The 15,385-nt window shown below is 59.7% G+C and carries 15 protein-coding genes; 4 read left to right on the top strand and 11 right to left on the bottom strand.

Annotated features, from left to right (window positions below; all coding sequences use genetic code 11):
- Positions 1-39 precede the first annotated feature (39 nt).
- The 6 genes from traD to ACYJP6_RS17835 all read right to left on the bottom strand — a co-directional run bounded on the left by traD (position 40) and on the right by ACYJP6_RS17835 (position 5,058).
- Entirely contained in the window at positions 40-2,196 is a 2,157-nt protein-coding gene (traD, locus tag ACYJP6_RS17860; protein ID WP_459476436.1) for a type IV conjugative transfer system coupling protein TraD, read from the bottom strand.
- 2 nt (positions 2,197-2,198) lie between these two features.
- A complete protein-coding gene (locus tag ACYJP6_RS17855) occupies positions 2,199-2,507 on the bottom strand; it encodes a hypothetical protein (RefSeq protein WP_459476434.1) in 309 nt (102 codons plus the stop codon).
- A 72-nt stretch (positions 2,508-2,579) separates the two neighbouring features.
- A complete protein-coding gene (locus ACYJP6_RS17850; RefSeq protein WP_459476432.1) occupies positions 2,580-3,080 on the bottom strand; it encodes an integrating conjugative element protein in 501 nt (166 codons plus the stop codon).
- Positions 3,077-3,655, bottom strand: a complete 579-nt coding sequence (locus ACYJP6_RS17845) for a transglycosylase SLT domain-containing protein (RefSeq protein WP_459476430.1) — start codon at positions 3,653-3,655, stop codon at positions 3,077-3,079. Before ACYJP6_RS17845 ends, ACYJP6_RS17850 begins: the two co-directional genes overlap by 4 nt.
- The gene (locus ACYJP6_RS17840) at positions 3,640-4,392 is read right to left on the bottom strand and encodes a TIGR03759 family integrating conjugative element protein (RefSeq protein ID WP_459476428.1); all 753 of its coding nucleotides are present in this window, start codon (positions 4,390-4,392) and stop codon (positions 3,640-3,642) included. The genes ACYJP6_RS17845 and ACYJP6_RS17840 overlap by 16 nt, the downstream gene beginning before the upstream one ends.
- 12 nt (positions 4,393-4,404) lie before the next feature.
- Positions 4,405-5,058, bottom strand: a complete 654-nt coding sequence (locus ACYJP6_RS17835; protein ID WP_459476426.1) for a methyl-accepting chemotaxis protein — start codon at positions 5,056-5,058, stop codon at positions 4,405-4,407.
- Positions 5,059-5,611: 553 nt separating this feature from the next.
- Between ACYJP6_RS17835 and ACYJP6_RS17830 the strand changes: the two genes are divergently transcribed.
- A complete protein-coding gene (locus ACYJP6_RS17830) occupies positions 5,612-6,001 on the top strand; it encodes a hypothetical protein (RefSeq protein ID WP_459476424.1) in 390 nt (129 codons plus the stop codon).
- A gap of 59 nt (positions 6,002-6,060) precedes the next feature.
- On the opposite strand, the gene ACYJP6_RS17825 is transcribed toward ACYJP6_RS17830, so the two are convergent.
- Positions 6,061-6,273, bottom strand: a complete 213-nt coding sequence (locus ACYJP6_RS17825) for a DUF7740 domain-containing protein (protein WP_115946590.1) — start codon at positions 6,271-6,273, stop codon at positions 6,061-6,063.
- A gap of 107 nt (positions 6,274-6,380) precedes the next feature.
- On the opposite strand from ACYJP6_RS17825, the gene ACYJP6_RS17820 reads away from it, so the two are divergent.
- From ACYJP6_RS17820 to ACYJP6_RS17810, 3 genes are all read left to right on the top strand, one after another.
- Positions 6,381-6,815: a LexA family protein gene (locus ACYJP6_RS17820; RefSeq protein ID WP_459476422.1), complete on the top strand. Its 435-nt coding sequence runs from the start codon at positions 6,381-6,383 to the stop codon at positions 6,813-6,815.
- Positions 6,808-8,076: a Y-family DNA polymerase gene (locus ACYJP6_RS17815; RefSeq protein WP_459476420.1), complete on the top strand. Its 1,269-nt coding sequence runs from the start codon at positions 6,808-6,810 to the stop codon at positions 8,074-8,076. The genes ACYJP6_RS17820 and ACYJP6_RS17815 overlap by 8 nt, the downstream gene beginning before the upstream one ends.
- Positions 8,077-8,223: 147 nt before the next feature.
- Positions 8,224-8,859: a recombinase family protein gene (locus ACYJP6_RS17810; RefSeq protein ID WP_459476418.1), complete on the top strand. Its 636-nt coding sequence runs from the start codon at positions 8,224-8,226 to the stop codon at positions 8,857-8,859.
- 155 nt (positions 8,860-9,014) lie between these two features.
- On the opposite strand, the gene ACYJP6_RS17805 is transcribed toward ACYJP6_RS17810, so the two are convergent.
- The 4 genes from ACYJP6_RS17805 to ACYJP6_RS17790 form a co-directional block, all read right to left on the bottom strand.
- Entirely contained in the window at positions 9,015-9,884 is an 870-nt protein-coding gene (locus ACYJP6_RS17805; protein ID WP_459476416.1) for an HNH endonuclease, read from the bottom strand.
- Entirely contained in the window at positions 9,881-11,434 is a 1,554-nt protein-coding gene (locus tag ACYJP6_RS17800; protein WP_459476414.1) for an AAA family ATPase, read from the bottom strand. Before ACYJP6_RS17800 ends, ACYJP6_RS17805 begins: the two co-directional genes overlap by 4 nt.
- A gap of 156 nt (positions 11,435-11,590) precedes the next feature.
- Entirely contained in the window at positions 11,591-13,831 is a 2,241-nt protein-coding gene (locus ACYJP6_RS17795) for an SNF2-related protein (protein ID WP_459476412.1), read from the bottom strand.
- Between the two features lie 104 nt (positions 13,832-13,935).
- A complete protein-coding gene (locus tag ACYJP6_RS17790) occupies positions 13,936-15,384 on the bottom strand; it encodes a DUF6094 domain-containing protein (RefSeq protein WP_459476410.1) in 1,449 nt (482 codons plus the stop codon).
- Position 15,385 lies beyond the last annotated feature (1 nt).

The raw sequence follows: 15,385 nt of genomic DNA, 5'->3' as shown, positions 1-15,385 counted from the left end.
GATTAGCGCTGACGCGCCGAGCGACGAGGCGGACTGTGGTCATGCCGCGTCCTCCGATTCCTGGGTCATCCTCTTGAAGTCGTCCTGCAGATCCAGAGGCAGATCATCCGCGACATGACGCTGGCCTGGGGCCTCCCACCACTCACTGCCGGTGGCCTGGCCCACCTGGTAGGCCTTGCGCATCTTCTCGGCGAGCTCCTGCAGGTCCTTGGGCATCGCTTCATCCGGATCCACCGCCGGCAGCGGCATCCGCACCTTCCACAGGTTGCCGCCCTCGATCAGCGCGTAGCACTGGCCCTTAGGTAGGCCGACGACATGGGCGGGCTCCAGCATGGGCACGCTGGTGGCGCTGAGCTGGTCATGGGTGTTGGAGGTGAAAGCGGTCTTGCCGTTGACGGCGTCGCTCGCGCTGCTCGCCGGCGTGGCGGTGAAGACCTGCACCTTGGGCAACTGGTTGGTCAGCAGCTCAGCCGTCGCCGTCTCGCGGACCCGCAACATGAAGAGGTTGTTGAAGTTGCCGATGATCTGTCCGGCCTTGGCACGGTTGCCGATCTTGGCCTCGATGTCGGACAGGGTCTGGGTGTAGGCCGTCACCTGCAGGCCGGCGCCGCCACCCTTGTTGATCATGGGAATGAACTCATCGCCGATCAGCTCATTGAATTCGTCGGCGTGCAGGTTGATGGCCACCTTGCCGCTGGCCTCCCCGGGCAATCCATCATCGATGCCGTACTTGTAGATATGGCCGGCAACCGATACCAGGTCCGAGAACATGGAGTTGCCAACCGCCGCGGCGACCTCGGTGTCGGAGAGGGCGTCCAAGCCCACATAGACCACGGCGCGTTTGCGCACCACCTGCATCCAGTCGAAGATCGGTCGCGGGTCGTTGACGTCGTGGTAGTCCGGAGCGATCAGCTCGGCCATGCGACCGGTGGTGAGTTTCTCCAGCAGCGGCAGCAGCGAGGCGACGATCTTGTCGAAGTAGGTCTTGTCGTAGCGCACGGCGCTGCGCAGGCCGTCCATGACCGGATCCATCACGCGGGTCTGGTTGAGGTACTGGTCGATCGCGATCACGCGAAACGGCCGCCCCTTCATGTTGAAGGGCACGTTCTTGTCGTTGAGTTTGCTCTCGATGAAGATGATCTTCTCCCAGGCCTTGGGGTCGTGCTCATCGAAGTATTTCTGGGCGTATTCCAGGAACAGCCCCTCGATGTTGATCACGTGCTGCTGGATCTGCAGGTAGTCCGGCCGCCGGCCGAGGGCGACCAGGGCCCGAGCGATGATGTTGACGAAGCGCCAGGCGAATTCCTTGAAGGCCGCCGAATTGCCCTCGCTGGACAGCTGGCCCGCGACGCGGGTGGCCACCTCGGAGATCCGGCCAAAGCGGCCCACGGCGTTGTAGCGCGCCGACTGGTCCGGCCAGCCCAGGTGGAAGACGTAGAACTCATTGGCCCGGCCGGCACGCTCGCACTCGACGTACATGCGCTTGAGTAGATCGGCATCGCCCTTGGGGTCGAAGACGATCACCACCTCATGCTGGCCGCGCCGCTTGCGGCGGATGTCCTGGGTGATGAAGAGCTCGGCCAGACGTGTCTTGCCTACCCGCGTGGTGCCCAGGACGATGGAGTGACCGACCCGCTCGCCCAGCGGCAGGCTGACGTCATGCTCCTCGGGCTCAATACCATGCAGCCGTGGTAGGCCGCCCACTGGGGGCAGCGGGCGGAAGGGGTTCACGGCGTTATCCCAGGCCGTGGCCTTGGCCAGCAGGGTGAGCGGGAAGGGCGCGAACTCCAGGCGCGCCTCGAGGCGCCGCGCCTTGTTGGTCCATTCCGACGGCTCGACATAGGGTGCGTACTGCGGCAGGTAGGTGTCGACGAGGCGCTGGGTGTGCTTCTGCTCCCAGCGAAAGCCCTTGCCCACGAACAGCCTCTCATTGCTGACCGGAATCTCCTTACTGGTCATGCTGTAGTACGACAGGCGCCGGATGTTGCGCCGGTAGCGCAGCACGCGCAGCGCCTGGCGCAGGCGGTAGATCCCGAAGCCAAGAAAGGCGACGGCCGTGACCAGGCCGAACAGCGGCGTCAGGGCGACGGCCCAAGGCGCGAACACGCACAGGAAGGCCATGGCCAGGCTCACCTGTACCGTGTAGAGCTCCACCGCAGGCCGGAGCAGCGTGTCCAGGGCATGATTGCGGGCCATGGTCAGCGCTCCAGCTCGCCAGCGTCTGGCAGCGGCAGGGCCGCAGCGTGCTCTTTGCGGATAGCCTCGGCTTGGCCACGCGACAGCGCGGCTTCGAAGCGCTCACAGAGGGTTATCTCATCGTCCATAGAGCGTCCGGTGATCTCGCCGCCATGAAGATCGACCAGAACCTCGACGTCACCTGCCAGGGCGGCGCGTGCTTTTTCATGGTCAGGTAGACGAATGACCATAGTCAGATAGAACGAAGCACCTGACCGTGTTGGGCCGAAGGTGACGTGATGACCGAAGCCTTCGTTCTGAGGTGGGCTCACCTCAGGAGCATCCTGTTTCAGGGCACTAGCAGCGGCTGAGTGTGGAGTCTGAGAGCTGGGCACTGGGATCTCCTATTGCTCAAGAGCGGTGGGGGTGATGAGCACGGGGTAGTGATTGAGCCCGAGGCGGGCGGCCAGGTCATCGCCGACCACGGGGCTGATGGCCAGCCCGGGGGCCCAGCTGCGGATCGCGGCGAGGCGCTGCGCGCTGGCGACATTGACCGCCAAGCCAGCGGCGCCGAGCCGCTGCAGCGTCTCGCCACGGCTGGCCAGCCACTGGCGAGACAGTTCGTCGTCACCGATCAGGAAAAAGGGCTGCAGGCCAGGTGCATTGAGTGCGCGGCCCTGGACGGTGCCGGGGGTGAGCTGCTGCGATCGCACAGGGAAACCCAGGGCCTGGGTAGGCTGGGGCAGCGGCGCTTGCTGCTGTGCCTGCACCGGCTCCGGATTCAGGCTTTGGTAGTAGGGCAGGGCCGAGACGCCGCCGCGATCTTCGACCACGGTGAGACTGGCAGCCTGGGCAGCCAGCGGCAGGGTCACGGTCAGGATGAGGAGCGGGAGCGTCTGCTTCATGGGTTCAAGGCCAGCAAGGTCACGCCGGTGACCCGGCTAAGGTGTTTGGCGAAGAGCTCGCGGTACTTGGCAGCGGGGGCGCCGCCAGCGGGACGGTGATAGCGGCCGGCGACGTTGATCCAGTCACCGCCCTGGGCACGCAGCTCGGCAAGCATCTGCGCTGCGACTTCCAAGTTCTTGTAAGGGTTGAGCGCTTCACAGGGCGAAACGCTGCGGCCGAAGCGATGGCCGTTCCAGCCCATGTTGACCTGGGCGATGCCGACGTCGACGCGCTTGGCGCCGGCGGTGCTCAGCGCGACCAGCAGCGCAGTGCAGGCATCAGCGCGGGTGGCGAAGCGATAGCCGGCGCCGGCGACATTGAGCGTCCAGGGCCAGGGGACCAGTTGTGCGCCCCTGCCGCGTAGTCGGGTACCACTCTCCTGCAGGGCGACTGAGTACAGCACCTCGGAGGGGATGCCCGCCTGATGGGCAGCCAATTGATAGGCGGGCGGCGGTGTCTCGGAAGCCTGGGCCCCGAGCGCAAGTGCCTGCAGGATCACGCCGGCGCCGAGCGCCTTGATCATTGCCGTAGCCATTGCCCATTCACCTCGCGGACAACGGCCGGCAGCTCGCCGCCCAGGCCCAGCTGGACCCAGCGGCCGGCGTCGTGGTTGAGGGTGATCTGCCGCCCGCGCACCTTGGCCGGATCGACGCCGGCGAGCACGGCCCAGCGGCGGATCCGGGCGTCGTCGTTCTGACTGCCGATCAGGTAGAGGTCGAAGGCCTGGCCCGCGCTCTGCAGCGCCTGAACCCGGTCGGTGCAGGCGGCGCAGCTATCGGTCACGAACACAGCGAGCCGCCCATTGCCGCGTACGGCTGGACTGGCCTGAGGCGCTGCCTGGCCACCGGCCTGCACCGGCTGCAGGTTCGGGTAGAGGCGATTCCAGGCGTCGCGGTAGGCCTGGTCATAGGCCAGCTCCTTCTGTACCCGCTGCGCCTCGGCACGAACCTGCAGCTCGGCATAGCGGCGCCGCTCGGTATCGGACTGGGCTTCGATGCCCAGGGCGGTGAGCGGATCCAGACCAGGTGAGTAGACGCCACGACTGCCCTGCATCAGGGTCCGGTAGCGCTGGAATTCCTGACTGCTCAGGCCCCATTCCTGGGCGATGGCACTGTCGTTACGCTGGACCGCGCTTTGGCGCTCAGCGCTACCCGTTTCGCCGGAGAAGACTTGGGGGGCGACAAGGTCTGCGGTGAGTGCCGGTGCGGATGGCGAGAGCAGGATGAGGGCGATCGCAAGGCTCGCCGGGAAGAGAGGGGACTGGGGGCGCATGAGTTGCCTCTACTACTTGACGGAAAGGGTGCGGGTCGCGCCGTCGACGCTGAACTGCGCCTGGCGGTCGTCGAGATTGGCCAGCCGCCAGCGGGTGCCGCCGACGTTGTCCCCCGGGCGCACCAGGTAGAGCTCGCTGAGCTGGGTGCTGCCGGGCGGAGCGACGGAGAGGAAACGCTCGCCGCCGCGGTATTCGATGCCGACGACGGTGAAGGGGGTAGGGGTGTCGACCGGCTTGGGCGGCTCGGGCTTACGCACGATTGCCGGCGCGCTGCGCTGCTTGGGGACGATCAGCGGCGGCGGTGCCTTGGCAGGCTCCGCCGCTTTTTTGCGCAGGTCCCCAAGGTCGTTTTGCAGGCCTTCCAGCTTGGCCTCGAGCACGACCAGGTCACCCGCCTGGGCCATCCCCTGCAAAGCGGTCTGATTGGCGCGCTGGATCTCCACCAGCATGGCCTGGGCGGTATCGATGCGCTGTGACAGTGCCTGCTGACTCGCCCTGAAGTCCGCATCCTGGACCGGCTTGCCGCCGGCGAAGCCATCCATCTGGTCCTGCATCTTGTCCAGACGTTGGGTGATGGCGTGGACCGTGTTCTGGTCAGCCGTGGCGTTCAGGTCGCGATTCACATGGGACAGCTCAACGTAGAGATACAGGCAGGCACCAGACAAGGCGGCAAAGCCGGTCGCGACGAGTGTTTGCGATAGGGAAGGGCGCTTCATAGGAGACCTCGCACAAGATGCCGTGCACGGTCGCAGAAGCACTGAAGGGGGTCAGTAGGAAACCTTATCCAGGTCTCAGGAGGTTAGGTTTCGGGGTTTAACAGCCTATAGGTCGCCCTTTGGCCAGGTGCTGAGAGCGGGCAGGTTATGATGCGCGCTTTGGCTGAGAGGACTACCAAGGTGCTAGTGATTCGGCTGGAAAAAGGTGGCGTGATCAATCTGGAGCGCCAGGTGAGTACCTCGAACGGGTACGGCATCTGGGAATACCATCGGAGCCAGAGCTCGACGATGTATAGGCCCGACTTCACCGTTTATCGTCATGTGGCGATAAAACCAGCCGATCCGCAGTCTGGGCAGCAGGTGAGCGTGGCAATCTGCCTGCCTGGTACGCCGGAGAATGAATGGAAGCCCTTCCGAGCGGGGATCGCTAGCTTCGACGGAGTCTGATTCGTCTCCCGTTGCTATCGAGATGCCTTCCCTTCTTTATGCAGGATGTTGAGCAATGCGATTTAAAGACGAACTTCGGGACATCGAACCGATCACGGCCACAGAAATGTACCGATTTGAAGGACCTATCCCGAGCTATATATACGTGGAACGTGCGCTTGCAGAGCTAGCTGAGGCTGAAGCGAAAGCCAACACCGGCTTCTTAGAAAAGCTTGGGCGAGGCGTAGGCGTCATCAGATCACAGCCCAGCTGGGAAGGCTGGAAAGGATGGGGTGCAGCACGTCAGTTGAAGTGCGCAGCTCTGGCAAGAGCGGGCTGGCACTATGACGAGAGTCACCTGCCCTATGAGCAAGCCGCTCGCGCATATGAGAAGGTACGGCAGGTTCTGCTTTCGCCTCAGTGCAACTCTGCACAGGAGCTGCTGGAGCTGCTCGAAAGCTCCTAGCTGTTCAAGATCGGTAGAGCTCTTGGCCGTCGAGATCCCCTGCCGTCGAAATGGCCATGTCATGCATCTAGGTTTCGGGCGATATGGCGGACAAGATCCAGGGGGTACTGGGCCTGAACGACGTTCAGCATCAGGTCGCGCTGCCGCTTAGGAAGAAGCTTTACGCAGCGCCTGGCCGTATCGCGGACGGCACTTTCAGTCCCGTGAATTCTTACCGTCAGCAGCAGAGCTAGCGTGCAGTAGGTCAGATCACGCTGAGTGGGCTTAGGCATGTACAAATCTCCAGTCGTCGGCGACGAGTGACGTCAGATAGACAGCATAGCGATTCCTTTGCTAACTGTATAAATACACAGTCTGACGAAAGGAGGCTCGCCTTGCCATGTCTATCGAATTTGTTGCCAATCTGGCTCCGTCTGAAACAGCCCTACCGGTCTTCCTCTTCCGTGTCCCCTGCGGGTTCCCATCCCCCGCGCAGGACCATCTCGAGTCGGTCATCTCGCTTGATGACCTGCTGAATATCAAGGCCCCGCATACCTATATCGTCCGCGCTACCGGGGACAGCATGATGGGCCTCGGCATCTTCCCGAATGACTTGCTGATCATCACGCGGGCACGTGAAGCAGTGCCAGGTGATGTTGTGGTGGCGGCGCTCAACCGTGAGCCCTTGATCAAGACGTTGCAGCGCAATGCTGCTGGCCAATACGAGCTGCACTCGGCCAACCGACACTACAAACCGATCCCGGTACGGGAAGAAGATGAATTCGAGGTCTGGGGCATCGCTACCGATTGCCTGCGGCGCCTCGGTCATGCCTGACCAGGTCTATGCCCTCATCGATTGCAACAGCTTCTACTGCAGTTGCGAGCGAGTGTTCAGGCCGGACCTGAACGGCGTGCCGGTGGTGGTCCTCAGCAACAACGATGGCTGTGTCATCGCGCGCAGCGCCGAGGCGAAGCAGCTGGGCATCAAGATGGGGACGCCATGGTTCCAGCTACGCGAATTCGCGCGTCAACACGGCGTCCAGGCGTTCAGTTCCAACTACGCTCTCTATGGTGACGTCAGTGATCGCGTGATGCGGACTATTGGAAGCATGGTGCCCGCCTACGAGATCTACAGTATTGACGAGTGCTTCGCTGATTTAACTGGTATACCAGAGCCGCTAAAAGACGTAGGCAGGGCGATCAAGGACAAGGTCTTTCAGTGGACACGGATCCCCGTTGGTGTTGGGATCGCCGACACGAAGACGTTGGCCAAGCTCGCCAATCATGCGGCCAAGCGCTGGATCGATCGTACCGGCGGGGTGGTCGATCTCCGTGACCCGGAGCTACGAGATAAGGTACTGCGGAAGCTGCCTGTCGACGAGGTCTGGGGCGTCGGCCGCCGGCTGAAGGTCAAGCTCGAAGCGATGGGTATCCAAACGGCTTGGGACCTAGCCCAGTACGATGCGTGGTCATTGCGCAAGCAATACAGCGTCGTTCTGGAGAAGACTGCCCGGGAGCTCCGGGGTGTGCGCTGTCTTGATCTCGAGGAGGTCGAGCCGCCTAAGCAGATGATCTGCAGCAGCCGGATGTTTGGCACCCGTCAGTATCAGCTTTCTGATCTGGCTGAGGCGGTGGCCAGCTACACCTCGCGAGCGGCAGAAAAGCTCAGGGCCCAGAACTCCCTGTGTCAGATCCTTCGTGTCGGCATTCAGACCGGCATGTTCAATCCCGAGCAGCCCCGCTATGCCAATAGCGTGACCCTACAGCTGCCCTATCCCACTGATGACACCCGGGTACTGATCCAGTACGCCCAGTTCGGGCTGGCCCGGATCTTCCGGGAAGGGTACGCATACTCCAAGGCCGAGATTCTCTTGGCCGATATCTGCCAGCGCGGCGAGATCACCGGTGACCTCTTCACGCCTGCGCAGCCTGCTATTGCTGATCAGCTGATGGCCACCCTGGATGCGGTGAACCGAAAGTACGGCCGTGGCACCTTGCGCGCAGCGCGGATCCGCGAAGCACCAGGATGGAGCATGCGACGCGAGTTGCTCAGCCCGGGGTTCACTACTAGGGTCGACCAGGTCTGGACGATCTAAAAATGCGCCATTGCGGTGTGCATTTAGGGTATCCCCTAAGCCATACACCCTAACCCATGCTGTTCTGTATGGTTTAGAGTGGGTCAAAGATACTAAAATGGCACGCCACTTAAACCACACACTAAAACCGTACAGACGGAAGCCGAAATGATCATTCGCGCCTATTTGCGAGCTTCGACGAAGGAGCAGGACGCCAGCCGAGCGAGGAGCCAGCTCAAGGCGTTTGCGTCAAGCCATGAAGCGAGAATCACTACGTTCTACGTTGAGAATGAATCAGGGACCACGGTCGGCCGTCCAGAGCTGCAGAGGCTGATAAATGAGGCACAGGATGGCGAGGTGTTGCTGTGTGAGTCGGTTGACCGGCTGAGCCGCCACGAGCACGACGACTGGAAGCGGCTCCGGGCTCAAATCGAGAGCGCGGGTTTGCGCATTGTGGCAGCCGACATGCCCATGACTTGGGCTGCGCTTAGGCGGATCGAAGGCGATCCAATGATGGTGTGGATGCAGAGCGCCATGACAAACATGCTGCTCGACGTGATGGCCGCATTTGCGCGGAAGGATTATGAACGCCGCCGGCATGTGCAGAGACAGGGTATCGAGAAGGCCAAGGCTGCGGGCTTGTATCGGGGGAAGGCGCCTAACAAAGTTTTACATCAGAAGATTCGCGACATGCTCGGTGGGCAATATTCTGTTCGCAAAATCGCCCATTTACTAAATTGCTCACCAAGTACAGTTATGGCAGTCAAAAAGCAGGCCATCGAAAAAGCCGTTTACCTTGAGTAAGCGATTGATAGGGCTGAGACAGCTTAATTCGTTGCATAGGTAAAGAGCTGGCTATTTTGTAGGCGTTGATTGCGATGGCTTAAACATGGCCTTGGCTAAATCTTTGTGCGCCATGCGACCTATTAGTTGCAATGGCGCTCGTTATAAAATAGGTCCTAAAGCCCTCGGCTGTGTAATTCACACCCAACCTGCTGAAACCATAAGCTTTGTGATAAAGCTTCGAATAGTGCAGCTTTCCAAGAGTTTTTTCTATCTCTACGCTCTATTCTTGCCGCTCTTTCTAAATGGATGCGTCTTTCCTGGTGTGATTCAAGATCTACTAAATATGCGGCTTGACTGGTAAGCTCGGATGAGGATTCGATTCCAAATCGCCACGCCATTTTAAATTCACGAAAATAATTGGTAAGTCTAATCGCAAGCTCGGGAGGCCAATCTCCAGGTGGGATGACGTGAAATATGGCTGCGGAGGGTATGGTCTCCACAATCTCAGCATACAGCCATGTTGTCGTATCAATAAGTTCTGGCTCGTAATAAGGGTGCAAAACCTGATCACCCGGATTTAGCGCAGCGAAGCCCTTGCCTTTGTTACAGCTAATGCAGGCGGGTGCTAAGTTTGTAGGCAAAACCGAAAATCCAGGATAAATGGACTTCGACATAAAATGATCAAGTGTTTCGGCTGGGCCGCAGGAGCAAAATGGACACTTTCCGAATGGTGCAAGTAGCATGATTTTATCATAGTATTTTCTTGCGCTACAAGTTTTGGCGGCGAATTTAGATGTGTATAGATCGACCAGCTCGCCTTTTGTCAAATCACCGACTACAATTTGCTCGTCTCTACCTCTAAGGCAGTTTTTGAACGTAAAAAGAGTATTTGAAGAGGCGTGGTTTTCGTACTCTTCAAATAATTCTAAAACATCGGCGCGTGCCGCGAGAAATTTGTTGGCCAATATAGGGTCATCTATGTCTCCAATACACGCATCAAAAACCACTGAGGCTTCAAGCTCAGGGCGTGCAAGCCTCTTCATATGGTATTTCCCCCAGTCGCATTCCGGGTGGCCAAAAGTGTGCGCAATAGAGCTTGGGCTTCTATACCTAGCTGATCTTCGTAATCGAACATAATGCTTTCAAAATTGCCACCTTCATCGACGGCGTTTTGTAGAACCTCGTGAAATCCCGATTTTGTCACTTCTAAGCCGAAAATTTCGCGTGTCAGTACACCAACGTTCTCGCCAAAGGTTTCTCTCTCAGGTCGGTCGCTTCTACCTGCGGTGCGCAAGCGTGTAAGCTTCCAAACACATGATTTTGGTACCTCCTGAACTAATACGGGAGAATGGGTCGCAATTATTGCAACACCGTTTCTGTCTTGAAGGAGCTCAGATAAGGCTCTGGTGAAGGCAGATAAAAGCGGCGGATGGAGGTGGCTCTCTGGCTCATCCATTAATACAAGCGTTTTTTCTTCGATTGTATCTACCAACTTGGTTATGGTTAGTAAGACGATTTTATGGCCTGAGCTCATTAAAGACATTTTTATAGTTGCGTTTCTTCTAAGATTTGCAGGCTCAGTATTCAACAAGCTATTCAGATCCATGTCTGCAAAGTTGCTGTCTGACTCGAGCCGGGAAATTGCGTCGCTCCATCTTTTTCTCTTGCTATCTTGACTGAAGCAAGACTCCAAGCTCTCTATATAGTCGGCAACTAGGTCGTGTTCAGATTTGGGTGGTGTAGGTGCTTCTCCCGCTCGGTGTTTTTTCATGCCAACATAAAAATAAGCAACTCCCTTGCTTCTGTCTGGCTGCTCTTTAGGTGGTATGAATGGATCGAATGCACTAAAAGAAACTGATACTACGCTGCTAAAATAATTTGGATCTAATTTTGCAGGTGCTCCCCAGCGAGATTTTGTGTAAAAATTCCATCTTTGTTTATCGCTAGGGGATGCAATAGCGCTAACCATGTTATTTAATAGAGTGGTCTTTCCTACTCCATTGCGTCCGATCAAGACATGAATGTTCGTCGATGGCTTTGATAGAGGGGTTACGTCAAATTCAAGCTTTACTTGCGCATTACGTTCGTCACCAGGATCAAAATAGTTAAAAGAAAAATCTGTTAGCTCTGCATGCCCTTGGAGAACTCTTCTAAATTGCCCATATATAACAGAGAGGCTCACTCCGCGCATCAAGGAGGAGTTAAATACATTTTCATCCTTGCATGAGTCGAGTTTTTTATTATCAAAGACTATGTCCCCAAGGGAGTCTAGTAAAAGGTTCCATTCTTTTGAGTCGAGGTGGTTTGCTAAGATTTTATAATATTTGACGTCTTGACCAAGTGAAAACCATTCATCTGGAAGACTCGCAAAGCTATTCGGTATAGAGTCAGCGGTCCATCCCGTAGGCTGATTTCTATATCCTATCTTAACTGTTCCTAATTCTAGTTTTGTGCCTTTTGAGTCGTATAGTGTTGCGGCGAAAGATGTCTTATATGAATAGTCATCCCAGTCGCTCGGTATTAAGAACATTGTATTTAAAGCTGGCGTTGTGATCCATGTTCCACGTGCTAAAACAATAAAACTAATTTTCATGTGTTTGCCTTTCTCTGCTTTATTAAGAGCTCGCGTTTGTTCGTGGAGAAAATCAGCCTACAGAAATCTCCATAGCACAGTAAAGATTAGGTGTTGCTTTGTCAGTCTATTGACTGATCGATTAAAAATAGCCCCTCCTAAGAGGGGCTTATGTCATCAGCTCACAAGCTGCCTCGCCAACGCCATCTCGACCGAATCACCATCCTGGTTCAACGCATCGAGCCCTGACTCTGGAACGTCTCCCGACGTGCTCTGAGCCACCGCGACCTTCTTGGCCATCAGCTGCAGGCAGGTGATCTGCGAGCTGCCGGCATAGCCGAAGAACAGCACCCGTACCGCCTGCTTCTGACCGATCCGCCACGACCGGCGCGCTGCCTGCTGCAGGGTGTAGACGTTGTAGCCCGTCTGCAGGAAGACGATGGTCGGGAAATCCAGCAGATCCAGACCGGTCTTCACCAGCTCCGGGTTCGTGACCAGCACGTCGACGCCGCGGTCGACCTGGTCGAGGATCCAGTCCTCGCGCCGGGCCGTGTCCACCGAAGCACGCAGTACCGCCACCTTCAGACCGGCTTGCTCGAGCAACCGCTTGAGCCGACTGGTCGTATCCCGGGTGCCGCTGTAGACGGTGTAGGCCAGCACCTTGCGGCCCAGCGCCTTCTCCTGCCGGCACAGCTCGATCAGCGCCTCCTCCTTGGGGCTGGCCTGGTCTTCGTCAAAGATCGCGTCGACCCTGGCCAACGTGTCCCGGGTCCGAGGGTGTTTCACCACCTCCGGCCGGAAACAGCAGTCTGGCCAAGCCAGCAGCACGTTGAGCACCACCCCGAGTAGGGTGGTATCTCGCCGTGCCAATGCCTGGCGCAGCTCCGCGGTCAGTTTGCCAGCCAGCTGCCGATAGGCCGCGTCCTGGTGCGCCTCCATCGGGATGTCGACGAACTCCTCCTGGTATGCCGGCAGCACATTGTTGCCGATGTCCTTGAGCTTGAGAAACACGGTAAACGGCAGTACGAAGCGGTGGATGCCTTTAGGGCCGAAGCCTGGGGCCTTCACCGTCCGTACCGAGAGCTTCTTGCCCCGGGCCGTCTTGTGCGACTGGCTGTCGCGCTCGGTGTAGATGTCCTTGAGCACGCCGTGGTCGCGCATGAACGACATGGCCGCGGGGGCCATGCTGCCGCGTGCGTTCGGTCGGTAGCCATCCTCGATCATGCGCCGGGAGAGGATCCGGAACAGGAGGTAGAACAGGTCGTCGGCGTAGCCGCCCATGAGCGTGCCCGTCAGCAGCAGCGTCTTGCGCGCTTTCGCTGCCAGCACCCCCATGGCCTGGCCCTGGGCCGAGCCGCTGTTCTTGTACTCGTGTCCCTCGTCAACCACCAGCAGATCGAAGTAACCGTCCGGGAGGTAGCGCTTGATGAACTCGGTCGGCTGGTAGCCGCCCTCGCCAAAGCCGAATTCCAGGTTGGCCATCGCCCGCTCCATGCGCTTAGCCTGGCGGTCACTGAAGACAAAGTTGCCCTTGGCGTCCATCAGGTTGATGAACTCGTGGACGTTGTCAGCCAGCATGGTGGCGAGAAACTCTTCGCCGAAGTCCGCCACCAACTTTTCGGCCCGGATGGGACCGATGGTCGGTATGCGGCACATCGACTTGAGGATCACGCTGCGCCTGTCACCGCCTGCGGCCTTGCCCGGGCGCATCAGCGTCCAGAGGGGCGCCTTGCACTTCAGGCACTGCCGGCGCCGCTCCTCGCGCTGGAAGTCCTCCAGGATGAGGTAGTTGCCTTCCTCATCCTCGAGCACGCGACCACAGTCCGTGCAGCAGGCCAGTCGCCTTCCGCCGGCAGCGCGGCGCGTACCGCACGCCAGCCGCCAGTGGAAGCCCATCCGCATCCGCACGCGGCCCAGGATGAAAAACTCCTGACGACCATCGTACGGCTCGCCCAGGGCCTGGCGGAGCTTGAGCAGCTTCACCAGGGTGTCCGGTCCGTTGAGTACCCAGACGCGCGCGCCTGGAACGGTTTCGAGGATCTCACGCCGCCACTTGTAGACAAGGTGGGGCGGCGAAACGACCAAGGTGCGGCGATAGCCTTCCGCGTGGAGTACAGCGGCCACAGCGATGGCCATCATGGTCTTTCCAGTCCCCATCTCGGCGTTGATGATGCCGGCCTGTTCGCCGCGGTCGAGTAGCAGCGCAGCGATCGCCTGGACGACATCGGCTTGCGCCGGGAAGGGGGTGCGTTTGAGACCTGCCATCACGGCCTGGCGCCCGGGGTGAGCGGCGCCGGCATAGACCGCTGGGTTGGAACGGTTGAGGGAGTCGAGCAGACCGTCGCCGAACTCGGCGATGAAGTCGGTCAGGCTAACGGTGGTGAGCAGGGCAGGTTGGCCAGCGTTTTGGTCGGTCATGTGGATCTCCTGATGTGAGAAGCGGGCACGACCGACCCCGGACGGGTATCGGCGTACCCGAGGGGTTGAGGTGATGGAGCGGTTCCGCCAGCGGGCGGTGATGGTTAGTAGTCCGAGGGCAACAGCAGCGTGGTCACGCTGCGGTCAGCTTCGGTGATGATCCAGAGCCGTGGCTCGTCGGACATTGGGGTCTCGTAGTTGGAGAACAGGCGATTGCCCAGGCGCAGGGCCTGGGCGTTGCTGTGCTTGTCCTCTTGGTCAAGCTCGCCCCAGTCCCCCTGCAGATGACGCCGCAGGTAGGTCACGGGGTTGAGCTCACCGCGCTCCACCAGCTCGCTCACGGCTGCCGTCATGACGATCCGACCAGGGTCGAAGCGTCCTGACGGTGGCCGAAGCGGTTCAGGTGCTGCCGGTGCGGGTGGCTCGTCCGCCGGCGCCGACGTAATGGTCAGAACCTGTCCCAGCGTCTGAGATCCTGGTGTCATGTCCCAGGCCCGGATCACGGGCACGAAACGATCGGTCAGGATCCGCGACTCCAGGACGTTGCCGTCTTCATCCTCGGTGAACTCGGTGCGGCTGACCTTCTCCTTGTAGGTGTCGCCCTTGAGAACCAGGACGCGCCCATTGGGAGCGGTGACCACGCCCGAGATCGCCCCGGCCGCGAGGGCCAGAGCCAGGTGCCATTGCGACAGCGCCTTGACCGGTGGGCGTGGTACTTGGCCAGCCTGGCCAAAGTGCAGGGTGAAGTCGCTCCAGAGTCCGCCCAATCGACCTGTCTCCAGAGCGAGCTGCTCAGGCTCCAGAGTGACGCGGTAGAAGTGCTCAAGCTCCGTGACGGCGGCCGGCACACCATAGGGTTCCCCGAGCCATACCTCCGGTAGCGGTTCAGCCGAGGCCTCGCCGCTGCCGATCGCACGAAAGCGCTCTCGGGTTGCCTTGACGTCAGCGGGTCTCGCCAGGTCCTGCCGGCGAATCCGGATGCCGAAGATCACCACCTGTTTGAAGGTCGGATCCGCGGCCGCGTGGATCCGCAGGCCGGTGAAGTGGTTGCAGAGCCAGCCACACAGCTCATCGTCCAGGACGTAGTGCGGCACGATCAGCACCAGGGTGCCGCCGTACTGCAGCAGCGGAAGCGAGCGCTGATAGAACAGCTTCTCCAGTCGCCGGCGGCCGCTGCCCTGATACTGGGTGGCGCCGCTGTGGTCGGCGACCAGATCGCCGTAGGGTGGGTTGAGCCAGAGCAGCCCATAGGCCTGCCGCGTGATGATGGTGTCCATCAGGTCACCCTGCAGGACGCGATCGAGCAGGTCGCGGGCGTGCTCGGCACGCTCCCGGTCGTATTCCACCGCGCAGGCCTGGACGCGCTCACGCCCGAGGGTATGGGCGGCTTCTGCCAGAGCCACACCTTCGCCGGCGCACGGATCGAGGATCCGCATGGTGCCGGTGGAGGCAGGGCTCAGGGCCTGCAGAGTACGTTCGAGGGTGACCTCATCGGTGGGGTAATAGCCGTTCTTGGCGAAGTTGCGCGCCAGGCGCGGAAACATCAGGGCCATG

The sequence above is a fragment of the Pseudomonas sp. No.117 genome (genome assembly GCF_054558395.1).
The sequence above is the reverse complement of the archived record's forward strand: the minus strand, read 5'-3'. Positions and strand labels throughout refer to the sequence as shown.